The organism is Herpetosiphon llansteffanensis, assembly GCF_003205875.1.
GTDB lineage: Bacteria > Chloroflexota > Chloroflexia > Chloroflexales > Herpetosiphonaceae > Herpetosiphon > Herpetosiphon llansteffanensis.
Map to the genome: position 1 here is coordinate 232,293 of NZ_PUBZ01000081.1, position 18,848 is coordinate 251,140.

Sequence of the window (18,848 nt, forward strand, 5' to 3'; positions counted from 1 at the left end):
GTCATTCTCCAGTAGAGCCTTCCTCGAAAAGACGTTGATAACAGGATTGCCGTTCTCATGGAAATGACCAAGGTTCTGGACATGTATCAGCGTACAATGGGCGGCGCAGCGATTTTTATTTTAAGAGGATACCACAAGCTTGCTGATGAGTGGTGTCTCTGCCTTTGGAGCTGTTGCTTATTTTATTAAGGTAGCGTAATTTTGCGAATTGGCCCAGGTGCTGATTGGCGTGGCCCCACGGTCTCCCAATCGAGGAAATAATAGCTGCGACTATCCGCACTCCATGCATTGTAACAGCCTTCGGTATACGATTCATTCGGCAGATCAATCACGATTGTACCTGGCCCGCCAGTCACCGGATCGCGTTCCCAAATCTTTGCGCCACTGGCAACATAGCGCCCGTCGGGTGATGGATTCCATTGCGGAACATCAAACTGATAGGGTGTTGGTGGCAGCGGCTTGGGCAGGGTCGTGGTGTCAGTGATAATGTTATGATGAATATCATACAACCAGCGGTCTTCGACCAAGAGTACATCATCGGGATACCACGTGAGTGATAGCCGCTCATCGGGATACGCCTCAGGAGCCAGCGGAATCGTGATGGCGAGCGTGGTCGTAAGATCAAATAGCTGAATCTGTGGGTGATCGTCATTCGGCAACAGATCGGGGTTATAGGTGTGGGCAATCACATAGCGATGCGATGGCGACAGCACACATAAGTCCGCAACCACATTCGGTATGACAATTGGCGCAACCCGATCGCGCTCCGAAGTACAGCCACTAACTAACCCAAACAGCAGTATTCCAACGTAATACCAGCGCATTCTTGCTCCCTTCTTCATTCGCCTCATAGAAAATTAACGTTTCGATCAGCATCAGTATAGCGCTTCTTGGCGTAAAAAGTGCCTTATTCAAGTATGTTGTTGAACATTATGTGAAAAATCGTACAAATTACCTATTGTTATTTACTTCACAAAGGTGTAGAATCGACAACGTGCGGTAACAACAGGAGGCCGAAAATGCAAAAAGTTATTATTATTGGGGCTGGGTTTGCTGGCCTGCGGGCTGCCAAAACCTTAGCTGGCAAAAACCTCGATGTATTATTAATCGATCAACAAAATTATCATTGTTTTCAACCGTTGCTGTATCAAGTGGCGACTGCTGGCTTGGAACCAGAGCAAATTGCCTACCCCGTGCGCGGCATTATGCACAATTGGCAGGGTGTGCGCTTTTTGATGGCTCGCGTCGAGCAAATTGACCGGAGCGCCAAACAAGTACATACCACGATGGGCAGCTTTAGCTATGATTATTTAATTGTCGCTGCTGGTGGTCAAACCAACTATTTTGGCAATCGCGAGCTTGAGCAATATAGCTTTGGCCTGAAAAATTTAAACGATGCTGAACAGTTGCGCAACCATTTATTAAGTACCTTCGAACGCGCTGCCTACGAATCCGACCCCAAGGTGCGCCAAGCTTTACACACCTTCGTGGTGGTTGGCGGCGGCCCAACCGGAGTCGAATTGGCAGGGGCGATTCGCGAACTGGTTAAGCATGTGTTGGTACGCGATTTTCCGCAGCTCGAAAATCGTCAGGTACAGGTGATTTTGCTCGAAGCCACCGATAAAGTGCTGGGCATGTTTCCAAAACGCTTGCAGCAAAAAACCTTGCACCGCCTAGAGCAAATGGGTGTTGATGTGCGCTTAAATACGGCGGTTGAGGGCGCTAGTGCCGATCAGGTACAACTTAAAGGCGGTGAAGTGATTCCTACCCACACCCTGATTTGGGCGGCTGGGGTGCAAGGGGTTACGTTGGCCCAAAGCCTTGAGTTGGCCTTGGTGCGCGGCAATCGCGTTCAAGTGCAGCCCGACCTGAGCCTAGCCGATGATCCGGCGGTTTATATCGTTGGCGATTTGGCCTATATCGAACAGGCGGGCAAGCCCTTGCCGCAAGTTGCGCCTGTTGCGATTCAACAAGCGGTGACGGCAGCAAAAAACATTCTGCAACACAGCGAAGGTCGCTCAACCAGCAACTTTGTCTATCGTGATCGCGGCTCGATGGCTACGATTGGGCGTAATGCTGCGGTCGCCTATATTTTTGGTCTCCAGTTTTGGGGCTTTCCGGCTTGGGTTGTCTGGCTCTTCATTCACTTGATGAGCCTAGTTGGCTTCCGTAATCGAGTGGTCGTCTTAATAAACTGGGCCTACAATTACTTCTTCTATGATCAAGCGATTCGTTTGATTACTGCTAATCGCAAACCAGGCGCTGTTGATCTGGCCCCAGCGCTTGAGCATCGTCAAGCCACAACCAAATAATCAATCCAGTGTATCAGCGCCAACATCAATCTGTTGGCGCTGGTTTTTTAAGCTTTTCGATATATAGTCAATAATCGAACGCTGTTCAGTGAAATAAATCAGCCAAATAGCACAATTAAATGAGCTAAATCTTGGATTTGTCTGCCATTCCACGCCAAATGCTGGCTTTTGTCGATGCTCTATCAAAAATCGAACAATGATCAGCAAGTGTGCAAGCATGATTTTTTGCTCCAAGCCGAGGCATTACTAGCGCATTTGAATCCAATAAACCCAAAGTAGCCCAACCGGCAGCAGCCAGTAGATCCGTTCGCGTAGCCGCAAACTACGCCGTTTGGCGAATGAATATACGGCTAAGCAAAGCGCTACACCTAATTCAACATATTTTAGATAATGCCATTGCTGATAGAACGCCAGCTCTGAGCCAATAAGTGCTTTTGAATCGATCCCATACCAGCGTTGATCTTCGATTAATATCCAGATGATGATGCTCACAACGAATACTACGAGCGTTAACCCATCAGTTAAAAGAACCAGCCAGTTTGAGGGTTTATCAGCGTGCGGTACGTTGTACATTGCCCTTAGCTCCAATCAATTAATGACTCATGCGCTGCATAGCCAGCAGAGTATAGCAAATTTGCGGATTGAGCATGGTATTTTTATTGACAGTAACCTGTCACAATGGTAAAATATTGTCATTATGCAAGATATGAATTCACAGGCTGACGTTTTTACCAAACTCATTCTTGAGATATTTCGCTTGAACGGGGTGTTGTTGGCGGTTGGCGATCGTTTGACTGGGCCGGTTGGCTTGAGTAGCGCACGCTGGCAAGTGCTTGGGGTGGTCGAACATGGCCCGATCTCGGTGGCCCATGTGGCCCGCACAATGGGCCTGACGCGCCAAACTGTGCGCCAAACTGCCGAGGGCTTGTTCAAGGACGGCTTTATTGTCTATGCCGATAACCCACATCATCGTCGTTCGCGGCTGATGGAGCTTACGCCCAAAGGTCGGGCAGCGCTGGATGATGTGGCTCAACGCCAAGCCCAATGGGCCAGCCATGTGGTCGCAAACCAGGATCTCGCCGCACTAAACGAGACCTTTGGCAGGTTGCACCAGTTGCGCCAACTACTTGAAACGTCTGAGGAGACAAACGCTGATGAAACTCAATCATCTGAATCTGACGGTTGATGACGTGACGGCGGCTCACCAGTTTCTCCAAACCTATTTTGGCCTCCAAGACCTTGGTACCAACAAAAATATGGGCTTTCTCAGCGACGAGTCGGGCATGGTGCTTTCGTTGACGCATATGAAATTGGCGAAGGAAAGCGAAGTCCGCTATCCTGGCTCGTTCCACATTGGCTTTATTCAGCCAAGCGAAGAGCGAGTTAACGAGATTAACCAACGCCTGCGCGCTGATGGGTTCGATGTCGAAGCGCCACATAAGGCCCATGGCTCGTGGACGTTTTATTTCACGGCTCCTGGCGGCTTTGTGATTGAGGTGCTTTGCTAAATAGCCAGTTGAATTAATTGGCATACAGCATATTAGTTGCTGGCTGGAATATGGGTGGCAAACCAATACGGCGGCGAACATGGATGATCATGGGGTTGCTTCAAACGGGCCAGATAATCAGCACCCACCATGCCGCCGCCGAGGGTTACCGCCGTACCAAGCTTGGTTTGGGCATTCGTTTGCAGATCGCGGACGCTGATGCCATCAAACGTTAGCGTCGCCTTCCAAATCACGGCATAGCCTTGGGGATTGTGCGGCGATACTAAGCGCAGACAGCCATCCTGAATATTGAGCACGCCACTCGTAACTGCTGCTGGCTCTGGCCATGGCACATTTGGTTGAAGTTGCAGAAATAGCGCTGCTGGAATTGCGGTTACCAGCAATGGCGTAGCAGGAATGACGCGATCGCGCGTTTGGCAAGCACTCAGGCTCACGAGCAAGCAGCTAAAGCTCAGCCAACGCAGGTATTTATTTGACATAATTATTCTCTCGATAAATTTAAACAAACATTCAACTCAGGCGGAGCAAATGCTTGAATCGCCTTGATATAAGCTGTGCGCTCAAAGTGCCAAGTTGTATCGGTCTCTAACCAATCAATGGCATTAAGCCGCGACGCAGGCATTTCATCGAGTGTTTCATATGCTGTTTCACCAACAGCATAGCCGACTCGTTGCCAGCTCACTGTGGTGGCACTTGCGATAACTTCGACCACGATGATCGTACACGAAAAATCACAATCATCGGGGCACATCAGGAAGGGAACGATGGTTGGAGTTTCCTCTAGCGCTAGAACACGCTCCCAGACATTAACATCAAATGTGGCTCGCTGGTGTAGCGGGTTTGTGTAATGGTTCGTAGCATTAACAATACTCTTTCCAGAGCATCCAAGGGTTCGTTGTTCATCGATGGATTGCTCACCACCCTTCCGTCCCGCCTCAAGGCGGGAGACGCAGGGGGCTTTAATCCCCCTGCACCCCCTCAAGGACAATCCGCGACCAAACCGCATGCGTTGATGAACCTGCGGATGCGTGGTGCGCAGTGAAAACCGATCCATAGAAGTGGCTGGGGCGAAGGAATGCCACGATTGATAACCTAATCAACCATTACAGGTTTGATACAGTTCAGTGGTGATGTGCTGCATACTATCCTCAATCTCTGCTACCATTAATGATGGAAAGTGACTCGTGGAGCTAATTGATGCACTATACCATACCCTTGCTCAATCAAGCGAAGACTAATTAAGTATTGAGGCTTGGAGCGCTTGTGGCTGCTTGGTGGATATGCTATGCTCTGGCCTGATTGGTTGATTGAGGAGTATGGCCATGAATCTGCAACCCACTGAGCATAGCATTTTACAGGCAGCTGCCAAGCATGATGAGAGCGAACGCTTATTGCAGCTACGCCTCAATGGCTTTGTTGGCCGCACAACCGAACAAGCAGCTATTCAAGCCTTAGTTGCGCAAACCAGAATCCATGGCGGCTATGTGTTGGTGACGGGCGGCGCTGGCGTAGGCAAAAGCAGCCTCATTGCCCAATTAATTGTAAGCGCTGGGCTTGAGCAAACACCCCATCATTTTATTGCCCTAACCCCCGGGCGCAACTATCAGTTGGAATTGTTGCGGAGCGTGGTTGCCCAGCTCATGCTCAAATACCACTTAGAACAGCGCTATTTCCCTGCTGATAATTATGCGGCCTTGCGCTTGGAATTTGGCCAAATAGTTCACGAACTCTCCACGCGTGGCATCAGCGAAACCATCTATCTTGATGGCTTGGATCAGCTTCAGCCTGAAGTTGATGGAACGCGAGATATTAGCTTTCTGCCGTTGCAGCTACCGCCTGGAATTGTAATTGTGCTTGGTTCACGCCCTGATGAGCGAATCGATCGCTTGGGGCTTGAGCATGGAGTGGGCTATGCTGTGCCAGCGCTTAGTGCTGACGATGTGATTAGTCGCTTGCAGCAAGTACAGCCCACATTTGAAAGAGCAGCCTTGCAGCAGCTTGCCAATGCACTGGCGGGTAATGCTTTAATGGTCGAACTTGCTGCAAGTTTAATCATTCAATGCGACCAAACCGAATTGCGCTCGTTGATTACACAGGTTCGTCGTGAGCCAAGCAACCTTTTTCGCTTGAGCTTGGCCCGGATTGAGCGTCAAGCCCCGCCCGAATGGTCGCGCGTGATTCGCCCGCTGCTCGCTGTGTTGGTGGTGACGCAAGAACCGTTGCTACCGTCACATATTGCCATCCTCATCGAACAACCAGCCGATTTGGTTATCGAAGCGCTTGATCTCATGAACGATTGGGTGACTGCTGCCATAGATCAACGCTTGGCGCTGCGCCATTTGTTATTTCACGAGTATCTTGTGCAAGCTGAATTTACTAGCGCAGAACTGCGTGCCTGGCATCAGCGGTTTGCAACATGGTGTGGCGCTGAGCTTGATGCAATTTGGCAAGATAGCCCTGCGCCTGTGGAGCAAGCCCGCCGCTGGTACGCGCGCCATCATCTGATGACCCACTTAGCGCTCGCCGAGCAATGGTCGGCACTTTGGCAGCTGGTTGATACTGGTGATTATGGCGCGCAGAAAGTGCGTTTCGACCCAAGTACCCGACTCTATGGCCTCGATTTGGATCGCGCACGCGAAAGCGTGATTGTTGCTCACCAGCATCAATCTGTTGACGATCAGCTGGCATCCTTGCCGCGGCTCTGGCGCTATAGCCTGCTGCGTACCAGCCTTACTGCCCATGCCGATCAATGGCACGATGATATGTTTGTGATTGTCGCGGCTGGTGGGCATATCGCCGAAGCCCTCGCTCAGATTGATATTTGCTCTGACCCCGCGCGTCAAGTACGCTTATGGCAAAGTATCTTAACCTATGCTGAGCCTGCGCGCCGCTTGTCGATTATTCAGCGCATGGAGCAGGTGGCGCGTAGCCTGCGTGATGCAGATGAGCGCGATGCGGCACTTGGCAGTGTCGCGCTGGCCTATATCGAACATGGACTGTTTCCAATTGGCTACTCGATTATGCTTACGCTTGAGCAATTTCGTGGTTCGCGGCTGTATAGCATAGTGCAGAATCGACTTGAGCAGGCAGATATTCCCCAAGCCAAGCTAATTATGGCGCAGATTGAAGCGCCAAAATATCAGGTTAAAAGTGCGATCCTGATCGCCAAATGCTTAATTGCGGCAGCAGACTTTGACCAAGCCTATAGTTTGCTGATGCAGGTACGCCCACTTGCCGATGAAGCTGGCTTGGTCGAAGTTCAATGCCTGCTCGCAGATATTCATTGGCATGCGGGGCACGATACACAAGCACAGGCGCTGCTTGTTGATGCCCAAGCTGGCCTTCAACACCTATCCGAATGGGCGTATGGTGATGGGCTTGCTTCGATCATGGATACCTACTTAACTCATGGAGATCGAGCCAGTGCTCAGCGTTTAGCCCAGGCCACAAACGGTTATCGATATGTGTTTATCACCGTATATCTCAAGCATGGTGATAGCATAACAGCCAGCCAGTTTGCAGCAATGATTACCAAGGAGCACCAACGTCATTCAGCCTATACAAATACAAAATTCATCGAATGGTATTGCCAACAGGATGATCTAGAGAGCGCTCAAACCCTCCTTTCGTTAATGCTGTCCGAAGGCAGCCAGCTTGAAGCTGCCTGTATTGTGGCGCGAGCATATGCAGAGCGCCAGCAATTTGCGGCGTTTGAAGCGACCTTAACCATGGCCATCGATGCTGCACTGCACCATAATATTTATTGGCTATTAGCTGTTGCTGAACTCTATGCGAGCTATGGATTTGATGAGCAAGCCTGCGCGTTGTTGACCCGGGTCTTCCCTTTGATTGCGGAACTCTCGTTGAATCGGCAAGAAGGGCTGCCCGAATGGGTTAAATTTGCGCAAATAATTGGGCGTTATGGCTATGCTGCCTTCTATGATCAGCTTCTGAAGGTAGTTTTTATCCGCGAAGAAGAGTTTCACTATGCTACTGCGTTGACCAAAATGGCCCAATGCTATGCGACATATGGCGAGTTTGCCAAAGCTGAGCAGGTAATCGAAGCTATTCGTACCGCTAAAATAGCGGTCAAGGCATTGCATGAGTTGGCGCTGATTGCTAATGCTACCCAATTAGCAACCAACGCTACGCAGTATTTGCATGCAGCCCATTCACGCCTACGTGGCATCGAAGATAAGGTTGAACAGATTGAATTGTTGGGGATGTTGGCCACAACTGCTTGGACACTGGGATTAACCGAGCTGAACCAGTTGTTGATGGCTGAGGGCAGGCAGTTGCTAGCCCAGCTACCCCAAGAGCGTCAGGTATATGGCGCAAACGATCTGATTGAAAGTTATCAAGCTCAGCAGAATGCTCCTGAGGCGCTTGCAATCATCCAATCTATCCACGACCCAGAGCACCATCAGCGCTTGATTGAGCGCCTGATTGACCGTTTTATTGAGACCCAAGATCTCAACCAAGCCTATCATATTCTGACGCACTATCAAACCGCAGGTGATCAATATATACTCTCGCTTTCAGAGATTGCAGCTGCTGCCCGCGAACATGGCCAGATCGAGTTCGCAACCCGACCTGTGCTGAACTCATGCTTGATGATAAAATGCTTGGTCGCATCTATATCTTGAGAAAGTTAGCAATTAATCAGTTAACCTATGGCATTGATGCTAGTTTGCCTCTGTTGCTAGATAGCTTGCGTTCGGTTGATCCCCAAACAGTTGATCTGCATTCGTATGTTGCTGCACTCTGCGAGATTGCGGCGGTTTATGCGCAACAATCTAACCACGCTGCGTGTGCCGATTGGCTTGATTTTGCGCATAGCGTTGCCAAACAGGCTGTGCTCTCGACACGGGTTCGGTTGGTGAGCCTTGCCTATGAAAGGCTGGCCAAAACCTATCTTGCCTATGCTGATGATGCGGCAATTCAGGCCTTGCTTGAAGAGCAGGTTGGGGTGGCCCAAATTTGTGCCGAACGTGGTGATCAAAGCTTTGCCTTGATGGTATTAAGTAAGAGCTACGCGCGTTATGCACGCCATAAACAGCCACGCTTTCGTGCAGAGGCGTATCGGATTGCGCTCACGATTCCTGACCAGTGGGACGCTGCAAATGCTCTAACAACGGTTGCCAAGGCCTATGTGGTGGCTGGCGATCATGCAGTTGTCCAAACGATCATTACTCAGATTTTGCAACGCGAACACAATCTGAATAATGATTCCATGATTGATCAAAAAGACGTGCCGTGTAAACTTGCCTTGGTCTACATAGAACAAGCTGATTTTGTGCGTGCCTATGGACTGATCGCAGGGCTGGCACCTTCGTATGCGAAAGATGAGGTATTAAACCAGCTAATCGCTCGATGTCTCCAGACCGATCAGCTTGATCAAGCCTATGCGCTTTCGCATGAATTTTATTACATAGAAGAACGATCAGCGGTTGTCGAACAGATCATTCGCGCCTATAGCGACCAGCAGCAATGGGCGGCGCGAGTGCAGGTGCTTCAAGCGGCATGGCGCAGGTGTCGCCATACCTATGATCTCTGGACGATGGTTGCAGCGATATTGCCGTTGCTGCCCAGCGAGCGCTGGCTTGGCACGGCCTTACTCGATCCGCTACCATGGGTTGCGGCGCAACTCCAGCGTTATTCCTAAACGACAGCCTAGCCAGCTATCGCATGTTTAGGTTTGCTATGAATTGGTATGCAAGAGGAATGTCTGATGAGCAATAACGCACTTTTTGGACAGTTTCAGCAACAGCTTGCACAACAATGGTTAATTCCACGCGCGATCGATGCAGCTGCTGATGCCCTTCGTCATTGGTATGCTACCAACACTCAGACTCTGCCGCTCAACATGCTCGCGCTGTATCCGCATTCTTTGGCGCTCGATCTTGCTGATGCCAAGCAATCGTACGTTGTAACTCGTATCGATGTGGGCATACCAATGACGAAGGGTGGCCGCGCTGCTGATTCTATCGATGTAGGCACATTTTGGTTCGTAACCAATCTCGATGGTTCAGTGAACAATGAAACTCTCATGATTAATCCGACCCAAACCGTCGTTAATTATAAGTTAACTGGACATAATGATGTTGATTATCGAGCAACGGCCACAATTCCAACTTATCTCGTCAACGATCATGGATCGAGCTTGGCACGTGCAAGCTGGCATGAACCAACCATTACATCACAGATCGATCAATCGCTGGTTACGAATATTCGAGCGGTCATTATTCCGAAGCAACGAATTGATCGAGCGCTTGCTGAGGGCTATGCCCTTTTAACCAGCCTTTGCCATAAGCAACCAGCATCAAATCAACTATGGAATCCTGCCTCGATCACGCTCCAGTTTCGGCAGATCCAACTAATCTATGCTTTGGAGCAGCAGCCACTTATGGTCGAGGTAATGCTTGAGCTACGTGGGATGGGCCAAACGACGACCGAGCGGCTTGGTTCATATCACTGCTGGACGCTGCTTGATGGAACGATTGATGATAGTTATCTGAACTGGAATCATCCCTCAAAAACCCCCGCTATGAATAGCCAATTAGCAGCTGTACCAATGGATATTCTTCGTGATCTTGGGGTATTAAATTCAAAACGTCAAGCAACCTTGGGGCGTTTAATCGACGTGGTAGGGATTGATGGCTTGCAGCGGCTTATGGCTGAAGCCCGAACTCGGGTAGCTGAATTGGCATTAAGTAAGCCCGACCCTTCGACCCCCAAAAGCGTGCGCAGCATGCTTTGGCAGATGCTCGAACACGATGCGCTTGATCCGCATACGCGTACGCTGGTACTTGGCTTGACCCAGCCAAAAATCCCCGCTGATTCTCATTACTTCTTCCCCTATATCGATGTAGATTGCTAGTTGATCTGCATTTTGCTGCACCATGTAAGATTTTTAGGCTTGCTACGTTTCCTTTTATATATGCTAATCGATACATCTCGAGAAGGAGCGCCGATGGATCTTATAACGCGGGTTCGTGATGTGTTTGGTGTGGCTCATCCGCTGGCAGACCCAGCAAGTTTTGCGCTGTTCTATCAGCAAACCCATGCCGTGGTTTTTCGCTATGTGTATATGTTGCATGGCTCACCAAAAAGCGATGTCGAAGATTACACCGCCGAGGCCTTTGCGCGGGCATGGAAGCAACGCCATCGCTTCAGTGGTAACGATGAAGCAGCGCTTGGCTGGATTATTACGATTGCACGGCGGATTGTGATCGATCAACAACGACGGATTGCGAGTGCAGCAACGCGCCAACTAGATCAGGCAGATCTGCCGCCTACGCCTGAGCAACAAGCCCTGCTGCGCGAGCGGCAGCATTTGGCGCTCGAACTGCTCAACCATGTTTCCTTGACCCAACGTGATCATCTGATTATGCGCTACTTTCTTGGCTGGCGCGTGCAGACAATCGCCCAACACCTTGGCTCTTCCGAGAGTTCAGTGTCGGTAAGTATCCATCGAGCGTTGAAAATTCTTCAAACGCGCTATCCAACTTTAGCTGAGGAGCTTTTCCATGACGCATAATCCAACAAACGACCACATTCAACCAGCAGATGAACAAGCGATTAGCGCCCTGTTGCGCGACTTTGGCGTGCATCCAAGCAAGGAATTTCATGCCCGTCATGCGGATGCGCCATGGATGCACGCCAGCGCGCCGAAACACCGCCGACCCTTTGGCTGGCGTGGCATGCTGATGGCCAGCCTGACGCTCTTACTGGTATCGCTCTGGTTTGCTGCCCCAAGCGGCTTTGTCGCAGCGCTGAGCGAGTTCTTTGGCGTATATCGCGCCCCATCAGATACGGTCGAATCAGCAACAGGCCCGTTCGTTACGGCACCGACGGTTGCAACCATCACAGAGGCTGAGACAGTTGTTGGCTTTGATATTCTGACCCCAGCCCAACTTCCGCCAGAGATCCATGCCACCCGCATTAATGTTGATGGCGAGCAACCAGATATGTTTGCCCGCATCCATTATCTCGATGCAGGTGGCAATTCTCGCGTCTCCTTGACTACCAAACATGGCCCGATGTATGTTCAGATTGGTGCGACCGCCGAGGTTGAGGTCGTTCACGTGGGCAATGCCAGTGCTGAATATTTCCAAGGCGGCTTTATTGATAATGGGATGGTTGCCGAGTGGGATTCGACGTTTTCAAATAAAACGCTGCGCTGGCAGGTTGGCGACATCTCGTATATGCTTTCTTCGGTGAACCTCTCCAAACAAGAATTGCTTGATTTTGCGGCTAGTCTGCAATAACAAGCACGCTCCAACGCCCGCTGCCTTATTGCTTAGGCAGCGGGCGTTTATATAATTATTTGAAATTACAAAATAGTATGCTATACAGAATTTATTTAAACTGCTGCCAATGGCCTTCAGAAACAACCTCAATTGTCGAGCCAATTACTTTGATTGCTGTTTGATCGTCGATTGCATAGCTTGGCCCATTTATGCTGGCGGCCCATGTTGCTGCGTTTGCCAAGGTATTGCTTGGCAAGTCTGGGTGATCAAGGTGCGGAAAGATACTGAAATCTACCAAGCCCAAAGTTTTGTCATCGCCCCCATGCGGCGGAGTCCAATTGACAAAGGCTTGACCAATCGCCGGAGTCAAGACCATGCTGCCAGCGCTCAGACCCACATACAAGGTTTCATTCAATGTTGGCAATAACTCAGCCAAGCCCGATTGCTGCATCCAATAGTGTAAATACAGCGGAGCGCCACCGCCGACCAAAAGCACATCGCAGGCCTGAACCTGCGGCAGCCAATGTGCCCGATCAAGGCTGGGCAAGGCAGTCAGTTCTAAAATTCCTAGCGATTTCCAGCCCAATTCGCACATCGGCGTGCGTGGCTCGTTGCCACTGCTGAAATCCCATGCTTGGCCAAAACCACCACGATTGGCATAGCTTGCGGTTGGAATACATAATGCGTTTGAATCAGCGATTGGTTTGTTTAGCAAACTGACAAGGGCCGCATGAATACTGGGGTTGGTCATTCCCGCCGAGGTAAGCAGATACTTCATCATCAATACTCCAAATAAGCTCATCCGTTCTATTGTAAGCCTTGTTGTCAAGCCTGAATGGTCGTATTTGGAGCAAATGATGATGCTGCAAAACTGCTGGGGCATTGCTGGAATAGCTGTGGGAACATGCTAAGCTGAATCCAAATGATAATTATAAATTGACATAATTATTTAATTGAAGTGCCGCTTCCCTAATTTAAAGGAAGCGGCGCTTTCGCGGGCAATCGAAGCTGCGAACTTATTGCACGACCAAGGTCAATTGCGAGCCGCCAACGGTTGAAACGTCGTAGCTACCCGGGTTGGTCGTGGTTGGCACAACGAACGTCGTTTGGCAGCGATTGGCATAGCAGCCAAGTTGGGCGACAACCGCGCCATCGAGCATTAAGTCGAACGAGCGTGCCGATTCGTTATACAGCCCACCACTGCACCGAATATAGCCACCACTGCCAACAACTTGCACCGAGCCACCAGGCGCAACGCTGGTTGGATTCAAGCTGGCTAAGCTGGGCGGAATCAGGGTTGCGGTTTCGTTGGCAGGGCAACCACCGAGGCCGCCGACAGGTGGAATGAAGGCCTCACTAGTTGCTAAACCGTTGATCACTGCTGGTAAGAAGGTTGGGCGTTCGTCTTGCACATCGATCCGCAGCTGCGAGCCACCAACAGTCGAGACTTGGTAGTTGCCGGGATTGATCGTGGTTGGTACGACGAACGTCGTTTGGCAGCGATTGGCATAGCAACCAAGTTGGGCCACAACCGCGCCATCGAGGGTTAAGTCAAACGAGCGCGCCGATTCGTTATACAGCCCACCACTACAGTGAATATAGCCGCCAGAGCCTGTGACTTGCACCGTTTCGCCTGGCAGTGGATTGGTTGGGGTGAGCGTTAGCAAGGTTGGCTCAATTAGCTCTTCGGTCTCGCCTGGTGGGCAATTAAGCGGCGCAAATGGGCTAGCTTGGTTGGTAGCTTGGGCTATTGGCATCCGCATAAACGCTCCACCAAGGGCAACAATGGCCATCATCAGCCAGACACGAAGCCATGGACGCTTGATGAAATGAGTGCTGTGCATTGTTCTTCCTCCTAATAACAATAACATTATGGCGTTGCTGTTGGTAACGACGGCGTGCTGGTTGGCGGCGGCGTTGGCGGCAAGCTGTCGGTTGGCGTTGGCGCAACACTGGTCGGGGTTGGAGTTGAAGTCGCTGGCGGCCCTAAGGTGCCAATCGCCGTCAGTGGTGGCAGCGAAGGCTCCGTCGGCGTTGGCGAGCCTGGAATCACGGTTTCGGTTGGGCCTTGGCTTGGAACTGTGGTTGCAATCGGCGGCATGGTTGGCAAGCCTTGGGTTGCGCTTGCTGTCGGCTGCGAGCCAGTTGTAGGTACAGAGCTGCTTGGTGGCACGCGGGTTGGGCCAGTTTCCTTGGTCGGAGCAGGTGCTTCGGTTGGCACGGCGCTCAATTCGGGCATAGCGGTGGCCGATGGCAGCTGATTGGTCGCTTCCGGCGAAGGCACTGGCGCATCGGTTGGGACTGGGATGGTGGTGGCCAATGGCGGTGAGGCCACTGGAACCGTCGGCGGATTGGTTGGCATGGTTGTTGGTTGAACCTGAACGCTGGTTGGCACAACTGGGATTGGGCTTGGCAGCGGCTTGGCGACCATGGTTGGTTGGCTCGCTTGGCTTGGAGTAACCGCTGGTTGCGTGGTTGTTGCTGCAATGGGCAGCGTTGTAGCGCTTGGCGCAACGTCGCTCAAGGTTGGCGTAGCTTGCACGACTGCAACAGCGGGCGATGCACTCGCTGGGGTTGTTGGCAGCTGCGCAATCAAAGGTTGCGTAGTTTGAAGCCGATTGCGTGCTTCAATGCCGACCCATGCCACAAGCAAGGCAATTGCCGCTAGTTGGAGCAACCGCGCTGCCCGCGTTTGCCAGAAACGGGTTTGCTTGGTTTGGCCCATAATTTGGGCGTGAATTGCGGCGACCGTTGCAATTGGTGGGCGAGCGTCGCTCTGAGCAAGCAGCGCAAAGGATTGCTCGGTTTGGGCCTCTAGCTCGGTCAAGAGCGCATTGCACTGCTGGCAGGTTGCGAGATGCTGCTCAAACGCGGCGGCATCCGCTGGGGCCACATCCGTAGCCTGAGCCAACATCGTTTTAATCTCAGCACAATTCACAATTCACTCTCCCCGGTATACAAGTCGCGGAAGCGATGGCGAGCACGATGCAGGCGAACCCGCACGGTTGAGACGTTTTCACTCAGCAACTCGGCGATTTCGCTGGGGCTAAGGCCAACGCAATGCGCCATCACTAAAAGTTCTGCTTCACGCTGGTTGAGCCGAACCAAGCAATCGCGCACATCTTGAGCGGTTGCAATGGCGTGTTCATGCGAAGGTGTGCTGGTCTGAAATGGCAGCCAGCTCCAGCGGCGTTTGCGTCGCAGCATATCAATCACCAGATTGCCCGCAATGCGGCAGAGCCATGCATAGGGGTTATTTGGCAAGGCTTGGGTGCGGAGGGCAACAAGCGCCTTGGTAAAGGTTTCTTGCAGCAAATCAGCCGCCTGTTCCTCATCGCCGATCAAGCGCACGAGGTAGCGAAAGATCGCGAGGTTATATTGGTCAAACCACGCGGCCAAGCGTTCTCGCACGGCAGCCTCGGCCAGAGGCACTGAGTCAACCACCATACACAATCCTTACATCCAGATCAAAAGAATTGCCTTTAAAGACGAATAAGCATGCCTCAGCATTTCACCAATGCAAACGAATTTCAAAAATTGCTCAAAATCTGTGATTTTGCTTCGTTAAATGGGGCGTTGATGGCCGATAGTGGTGCCTCGTTAATTCAGGGGGTGAGGATGGCTTGATTGAATGCAGGTGAATCAATCAAGCCGCAGAATTGATTATTGCGATCAATTTTGAGGTTTCTGCAGGCGAGGAGCCGCTAAACCAGTCTCATTATGTTTTTGAAACCAGCTGCTCCCTGCGTACAACGTTGGATAGCGAATTCCAAGGATTAATACATCCAAGGCATCATCGACTATCCGCCCATAGTAGAGCATATTCAGGGGAGTGATGCTATAGATGCCACCATCTGCGTCCATGAGGATGCCCGACTGATAGTCATCGCCACCAATTGGGCAGAGGCTAATCTGGAAGTGCTGTTCATAAAATGCCATATTTTTTCGATCATATTCCTCAGCTTCAGGCTGAAATATGCTTGCAATCGGCGTATACCTGCGCGCTTCAATCAACTGCGGATAAACGGTTAATCCGCCAAAAGCCCGCATGAATGTATCAACGATCGGTGACCATTGATAGTTATACTGTTCACAATTAGCCCGCCAGTGATCAACATCAATATGACGTTTAGGAAACCAGCCTGCATCGATACATGCTTGGCGCGTTTGTGGATGCTTAAGCCATTGTTCAATCATAATGCGACCCAAATCCTAAAATTCATCGATCTTTCGTTGCTGCATAACCTACCTATGCTTATGATACACTTAAGTTTGTATATCCGAAGAGTAGCGAGGAAGCAGCAATGGGAATGAGACAGATTAAGGTTAATCGGAATATTGTATTTTATACCTTGATGATTCGGACATGGACGCTTTCAGACCCGCAACTCAATCGCTCACTCTATCTTGATGATCGCGAGAATCAAGAGCTGTTTATCCGTCATTTTATCCAAGCCGAATTTGCGCCCGCCACGAATCCTGCGGAGGTTCGCGCCCAATATCACATGAAAGAATCGCTGCGTTATTGTCTCAATGTCTATGATGATCGCATGGATTATGATTTCAGTAAGGTCTGGAGTCAACTCATTGAATTTACGCTTTCGCCGACTGATCGCTATGGCTTTTTATGCCATGCGTGGGAGCTGCTTTTTCCTGACGAGCCGTGGCAGATGGATGCATTAACCATGAGCTGGTATGTTGAGGTTACCCAATAAACAAAACCTGCCATGTGCTAAACAATGGCAGGTCAAATTGATCTGTTTTACAGAGCTGATAGTTTAGGCTTGCGGTGGCTGTTCAACGATAATCGCATCGTTGCCAAACGAGCGCACCTGCTCAACTGGTAGCAGGCTGCGACCGCGCAAATCTTGAAAGAAGCCTTGTTTAATTTGGTAGCCAAGGATTGTGCCGCGCTCATCAATTGATAAATCGGCAACGGTGCCAATCTGGGTTCCATCAACCGTGATGATGGTTGTGCCAGTAATTTGATGCGCTTGTTTAATCAGCGCAGCCAATTCAGGATCTTCTTTGATTGTTGTATAGAGCGGATCGCCACTCACCAACGCAACATCACCAAGGCTAATCACCTGTTCCCAGCGAATGACCCGGGCGCTCGATAACAAGCCACCAATATCGATCAGTAGGGCGACAACCCGTGTTGGTGGTTGATCGAGCACAACATCTTGCACGCTGGCGATGCGCTCGCCGGTTGCTTGAGCGATGACTGGTTTGCCAAACAAGCTATTGACCGTGTACATACACAAAACTCCTTGTAGCTAGGTTGATTGTTCTGAAGCAACTGCAAAGCACATCCCATTCCAAGGACAAGCGTTGGGATGCGACTCCATTGACAGCGCTGCTGTACCTGCCTATCATTCTTGTGCGCATCATGTTCGATCGAGCTAGATTGAATGCTGCTCAGCGTTGCGGCTGCTTAATCCGCTGCATTTTTCTGGCCTATTCGCATCGCCATATGCCTATGGCGATCAGCGAGAAAGTATTGGCATGACCTTCGTCTTCTTCGCGCTCGTCTTCGTGCTGTATGGCAGTATCAACCTGTATATTGGTCGGCGGACATGGCAATGGCTGCATGCCATAGCTCCCCAGCAGATTCCGCGCTGGCTTTTTTGGACAAGCTTTTGGCTCTTGGCCAGCACCCCATTTCTGAGCCGCTTCATCGCTGGCCGCGTACCTACTAGCCTCATGGCGCTGCTTACGCCCATCGGTGGCTATTGGATGAGTATTTTTGTCTATGCAGGTATGGTGCTGGGCATCGTTGATCTGATGCGCTTGATTTTGCGCTTAACTGGGAGCGCTTCCAATAACGTAGGCTATTCGCGGCGCACCATGCTTGCGACTGGTGCGACCGTCATTGTGCTGCTGCTGGGCATCATTGGCTATGGCACATGGCGCGCCCGCACGCCTGTGGTGGCCGAATATACGCTCACTGTGCCCAAACAGGCAGGGCCGAACCGTGAATTAAGCATCGTTTTGGTGTCGGATACCCACCTTGGCTATAGCAATGGCGCAAGTCGGGTGCAAGCAATGGTAACCATGGTCAATCAGCTCAAGCCCGATCTTGTGCTGATTGCTGGCGATATTATTGATGACGATTTGCAACCATTTAATGATCAAGCGATGGCTAGCGAGCTAAGCAAGCTTGAGGCGCGGCTGGGCATTTACGCAATTATGGGCAATCACGATGTGCGCGCCGATGAACTGGCCTTCTTTCGTGCAGAGCTAGCTGAGGCTGGCATTCAGATGTTGGTTGATGAGTGGGTCACGATCGATAATAGTTTGCTGTTGGTTGGCCGCGATGATATTGGCGGGCCACGAACCTCGGGCGCTGTGGTTGGCGTGCCTTTAACCGAAATTCTGCAAGGCGCTGACCGCTCGTTACCGCTGCTGATTATGGATCACAATCCAAACCGCTTTGATGATTCGGTTGCTGCTGAAGCAGATCTGCAAGTGTCGGGGCATACCCACGCTGGGCAATTATTTCCCTTCACCTTGATTACGGGCCTCAGCTATGAGCAACAATGGGGCCAATTGAGCAAAGGCCCAAGCAACTTGGTGGTTTCATCGGGCTTTGGCACGTGGGGGCCGCCAATTCGGGTTGGCACGGTTCCCGAAGTTGTGCATATTAAGCTACGTTTTGAGCCATAGACCAAGCGATAACTTGAGGTAGGTTTGAGTCCTAAACCCAGGTTTTTTACATCCAGCCGTAATGCCATTAAAGACCATTAACCATTGAAGCCAGAAGCTCGCAATGGTTA

Annotated in this window: 21 protein-coding genes; 10 read left to right on the forward strand and 11 right to left on the reverse strand. The window is 50.8% G+C overall.

Features of this window, described 5'->3' with window-relative positions; genetic code table 11:
- Window positions 1-185: 185 nt before the first annotated feature.
- Complete coding sequence (locus C5S61_RS07725; protein ID WP_110514488.1) at window positions 186-824, reverse strand: hypothetical protein; 639 nt, start codon at window positions 822-824, stop codon at window positions 186-188.
- Window positions 825-1,019: 195 nt separating this feature from the next.
- Here C5S61_RS07725 and C5S61_RS07730 point away from each other — a divergent pair, with 195 nt between their 5' ends.
- On the forward strand, window positions 1,020-2,312 hold the full coding sequence (locus tag C5S61_RS07730; protein ID WP_110514489.1) for an NAD(P)/FAD-dependent oxidoreductase: 1,293 nt from the start codon (window positions 1,020-1,022) through the stop codon (window positions 2,310-2,312).
- On the opposite strand, the gene C5S61_RS07735 is transcribed toward C5S61_RS07730, so the two are convergent.
- Window positions 2,313-2,531, reverse strand: a complete 219-nt coding sequence (locus tag C5S61_RS07735; protein ID WP_110514490.1) for a hypothetical protein — start codon at window positions 2,529-2,531, stop codon at window positions 2,313-2,315. It abuts the gene before it with no gap.
- A 27-nt stretch (window positions 2,532-2,558) separates the two neighbouring features.
- Window positions 2,559-2,885, reverse strand: a complete 327-nt coding sequence (locus C5S61_RS07740) for a hypothetical protein (protein WP_110514491.1) — start codon at window positions 2,883-2,885, stop codon at window positions 2,559-2,561.
- 133 nt (window positions 2,886-3,018) lie between these two features.
- Here C5S61_RS07740 and C5S61_RS07745 point away from each other — a divergent pair, with 133 nt between their 5' ends.
- Both C5S61_RS07745 and C5S61_RS07750 read left to right on the forward strand, forming a co-directional pair.
- Window positions 3,019-3,498, forward strand: a complete 480-nt coding sequence (locus C5S61_RS07745) for a MarR family winged helix-turn-helix transcriptional regulator (protein ID WP_205701374.1) — start codon at window positions 3,019-3,021, stop codon at window positions 3,496-3,498.
- Window positions 3,467-3,820, forward strand: coding sequence for a VOC family protein (locus tag C5S61_RS07750; protein WP_110514493.1), 354 nt, complete (start codon window positions 3,467-3,469; stop codon window positions 3,818-3,820). The genes C5S61_RS07745 and C5S61_RS07750 overlap by 32 nt, the downstream gene beginning before the upstream one ends.
- 32 nt (window positions 3,821-3,852) lie before the next feature.
- On the opposite strand, the gene C5S61_RS07755 is transcribed toward C5S61_RS07750, so the two are convergent.
- A complete protein-coding gene (locus C5S61_RS07755; RefSeq protein ID WP_110514494.1) occupies window positions 3,853-4,299 on the reverse strand; it encodes a hypothetical protein in 447 nt (148 codons plus the stop codon).
- A 2-nt stretch (window positions 4,300-4,301) separates the two neighbouring features.
- Complete coding sequence (locus C5S61_RS26585) at window positions 4,302-4,874, reverse strand: hypothetical protein (RefSeq protein ID WP_124033404.1); 573 nt, start codon at window positions 4,872-4,874, stop codon at window positions 4,302-4,304.
- 268 nt (window positions 4,875-5,142) lie between these two features.
- On the opposite strand from C5S61_RS26585, the gene C5S61_RS07765 reads away from it, so the two are divergent.
- From C5S61_RS07765 to C5S61_RS07785, 5 genes are all read left to right on the forward strand, one after another.
- Window positions 5,143-8,466: an ATP-binding protein gene (locus C5S61_RS07765; RefSeq protein ID WP_110514496.1), complete on the forward strand. Its 3,324-nt coding sequence runs from the start codon at window positions 5,143-5,145 to the stop codon at window positions 8,464-8,466.
- On the forward strand, window positions 8,427-9,485 hold the full coding sequence (locus C5S61_RS07770) for a hypothetical protein (RefSeq protein ID WP_110514497.1): 1,059 nt from the start codon (window positions 8,427-8,429) through the stop codon (window positions 9,483-9,485). Before C5S61_RS07765 ends, C5S61_RS07770 begins: the two co-directional genes overlap by 40 nt.
- Window positions 9,486-9,551: 66 nt before the next feature.
- Entirely contained in the window at window positions 9,552-10,700 is a 1,149-nt protein-coding gene (locus C5S61_RS07775) for a hypothetical protein (RefSeq protein WP_110514498.1), read from the forward strand.
- A 93-nt stretch (window positions 10,701-10,793) separates the two neighbouring features.
- On the forward strand, window positions 10,794-11,360 hold the full coding sequence (locus tag C5S61_RS07780) for an RNA polymerase sigma factor (RefSeq protein ID WP_164689283.1): 567 nt from the start codon (window positions 10,794-10,796) through the stop codon (window positions 11,358-11,360).
- Window positions 11,350-12,090: a hypothetical protein gene (locus C5S61_RS07785; protein WP_110514500.1), complete on the forward strand. Its 741-nt coding sequence runs from the start codon at window positions 11,350-11,352 to the stop codon at window positions 12,088-12,090. The genes C5S61_RS07780 and C5S61_RS07785 overlap by 11 nt, the downstream gene beginning before the upstream one ends.
- 91 nt (window positions 12,091-12,181) lie before the next feature.
- Here the strand turns inward: C5S61_RS07785 and C5S61_RS07790 are convergent, their stop codons facing one another.
- From C5S61_RS07790 to C5S61_RS07810, 5 genes are all read right to left on the reverse strand, one after another.
- Window positions 12,182-12,850 (reverse strand): Type 1 glutamine amidotransferase-like domain-containing protein, encoded by a 669-nt coding sequence (locus C5S61_RS07790; RefSeq protein ID WP_110514501.1) that lies wholly within the window; start codon window positions 12,848-12,850, stop codon window positions 12,182-12,184.
- A 238-nt stretch (window positions 12,851-13,088) separates the two neighbouring features.
- Entirely contained in the window at window positions 13,089-13,835 is a 747-nt protein-coding gene (locus C5S61_RS07795; RefSeq protein ID WP_124033405.1) for a hypothetical protein, read from the reverse strand.
- Window positions 13,836-13,942: 107 nt separating this feature from the next.
- Complete coding sequence (locus C5S61_RS07800) at window positions 13,943-15,010, reverse strand: anti-sigma factor family protein (protein ID WP_110514503.1); 1,068 nt, start codon at window positions 15,008-15,010, stop codon at window positions 13,943-13,945.
- A complete protein-coding gene (locus C5S61_RS07805) occupies window positions 15,007-15,519 on the reverse strand; it encodes an RNA polymerase sigma factor (protein WP_110514504.1) in 513 nt (170 codons plus the stop codon). The genes C5S61_RS07800 and C5S61_RS07805 overlap by 4 nt, the downstream gene beginning before the upstream one ends.
- Window positions 15,520-15,744: 225 nt before the next feature.
- Entirely contained in the window at window positions 15,745-16,269 is a 525-nt protein-coding gene (locus C5S61_RS07810; RefSeq protein WP_110514505.1) for an SUKH-3 domain-containing protein, read from the reverse strand.
- A 113-nt stretch (window positions 16,270-16,382) separates the two neighbouring features.
- On the opposite strand from C5S61_RS07810, the gene C5S61_RS07815 reads away from it, so the two are divergent.
- A complete protein-coding gene (locus C5S61_RS07815) occupies window positions 16,383-16,787 on the forward strand; it encodes a hypothetical protein (RefSeq protein ID WP_110514506.1) in 405 nt (134 codons plus the stop codon).
- A gap of 63 nt (window positions 16,788-16,850) precedes the next feature.
- On the opposite strand, the gene C5S61_RS07820 is transcribed toward C5S61_RS07815, so the two are convergent.
- A complete protein-coding gene (locus tag C5S61_RS07820) occupies window positions 16,851-17,330 on the reverse strand; it encodes a PRC-barrel domain-containing protein (RefSeq protein ID WP_110514507.1) in 480 nt (159 codons plus the stop codon).
- 166 nt (window positions 17,331-17,496) lie between these two features.
- Here C5S61_RS07820 and C5S61_RS07825 point away from each other — a divergent pair, with 166 nt between their 5' ends.
- A complete protein-coding gene (locus tag C5S61_RS07825; RefSeq protein ID WP_240614464.1) occupies window positions 17,497-18,738 on the forward strand; it encodes a metallophosphoesterase in 1,242 nt (413 codons plus the stop codon).
- Window positions 18,739-18,848 lie beyond the last annotated feature (110 nt).

What these genes read in the sequence shown, in the direction of transcription:
- C5S61_RS07775 (WP_110514498.1), top strand. Translation starts at nt 9,552, where the DNA reads ATGAGCAATAACGCACTTTTTGGACAGTTTCAGCAACAGCTTGCACAA.
- C5S61_RS07745 (WP_205701374.1), top strand. Translation starts at nt 3,019, where the DNA reads ATGAATTCACAGGCTGACGTTTTTACCAAACTCATTCTTGAGATATTT.
- C5S61_RS07820 (WP_110514507.1), bottom strand. Translation starts at nt 17,330, where the DNA reads ATGTACACGGTCAATAGCTTGTTTGGCAAACCAGTCATCGCTCAAGCA.
- C5S61_RS07780 (WP_164689283.1), top strand. Translation starts at nt 10,794, where the DNA reads ATGGATCTTATAACGCGGGTTCGTGATGTGTTTGGTGTGGCTCATCCG.
- C5S61_RS07810 (WP_110514505.1), bottom strand. Translation starts at nt 16,269, where the DNA reads ATGATTGAACAATGGCTTAAGCATCCACAAACGCGCCAAGCATGTATC.
- C5S61_RS07735 (WP_110514490.1), bottom strand. Translation starts at nt 2,531, where the DNA reads ATGCTTGCACACTTGCTGATCATTGTTCGATTTTTGATAGAGCATCGA.
- C5S61_RS07770 (WP_110514497.1), top strand. Translation starts at nt 8,427, where the DNA reads ATGCTTGATGATAAAATGCTTGGTCGCATCTATATCTTGAGAAAGTTA.
- C5S61_RS07725 (WP_110514488.1), bottom strand. Translation starts at nt 824, where the DNA reads ATGCGCTGGTATTACGTTGGAATACTGCTGTTTGGGTTAGTTAGTGGC.
- C5S61_RS07815 (WP_110514506.1), top strand. Translation starts at nt 16,383, where the DNA reads ATGAGACAGATTAAGGTTAATCGGAATATTGTATTTTATACCTTGATG.
- C5S61_RS07740 (WP_110514491.1), bottom strand. Translation starts at nt 2,885, where the DNA reads ATGTACAACGTACCGCACGCTGATAAACCCTCAAACTGGCTGGTTCTT.
- C5S61_RS07755 (WP_110514494.1), bottom strand. Translation starts at nt 4,299, where the DNA reads ATGTCAAATAAATACCTGCGTTGGCTGAGCTTTAGCTGCTTGCTCGTG.
- C5S61_RS26585 (WP_124033404.1), bottom strand. Translation starts at nt 4,874, where the DNA reads ATGGATCGGTTTTCACTGCGCACCACGCATCCGCAGGTTCATCAACGC.
- C5S61_RS07795 (WP_124033405.1), bottom strand. Translation starts at nt 13,835, where the DNA reads ATGCGGATGCCAATAGCCCAAGCTACCAACCAAGCTAGCCCATTTGCG.
- C5S61_RS07730 (WP_110514489.1), top strand. Translation starts at nt 1,020, where the DNA reads ATGCAAAAAGTTATTATTATTGGGGCTGGGTTTGCTGGCCTGCGGGCT.
- C5S61_RS07805 (WP_110514504.1), bottom strand. Translation starts at nt 15,519, where the DNA reads ATGGTGGTTGACTCAGTGCCTCTGGCCGAGGCTGCCGTGCGAGAACGC.
- C5S61_RS07785 (WP_110514500.1), top strand. Translation starts at nt 11,350, where the DNA reads ATGACGCATAATCCAACAAACGACCACATTCAACCAGCAGATGAACAA.
- C5S61_RS07790 (WP_110514501.1), bottom strand. Translation starts at nt 12,850, where the DNA reads ATGAAGTATCTGCTTACCTCGGCGGGAATGACCAACCCCAGTATTCAT.
- C5S61_RS07750 (WP_110514493.1), top strand. Translation starts at nt 3,467, where the DNA reads ATGAAACTCAATCATCTGAATCTGACGGTTGATGACGTGACGGCGGCT.
- C5S61_RS07765 (WP_110514496.1), top strand. Translation starts at nt 5,143, where the DNA reads ATGAATCTGCAACCCACTGAGCATAGCATTTTACAGGCAGCTGCCAAG.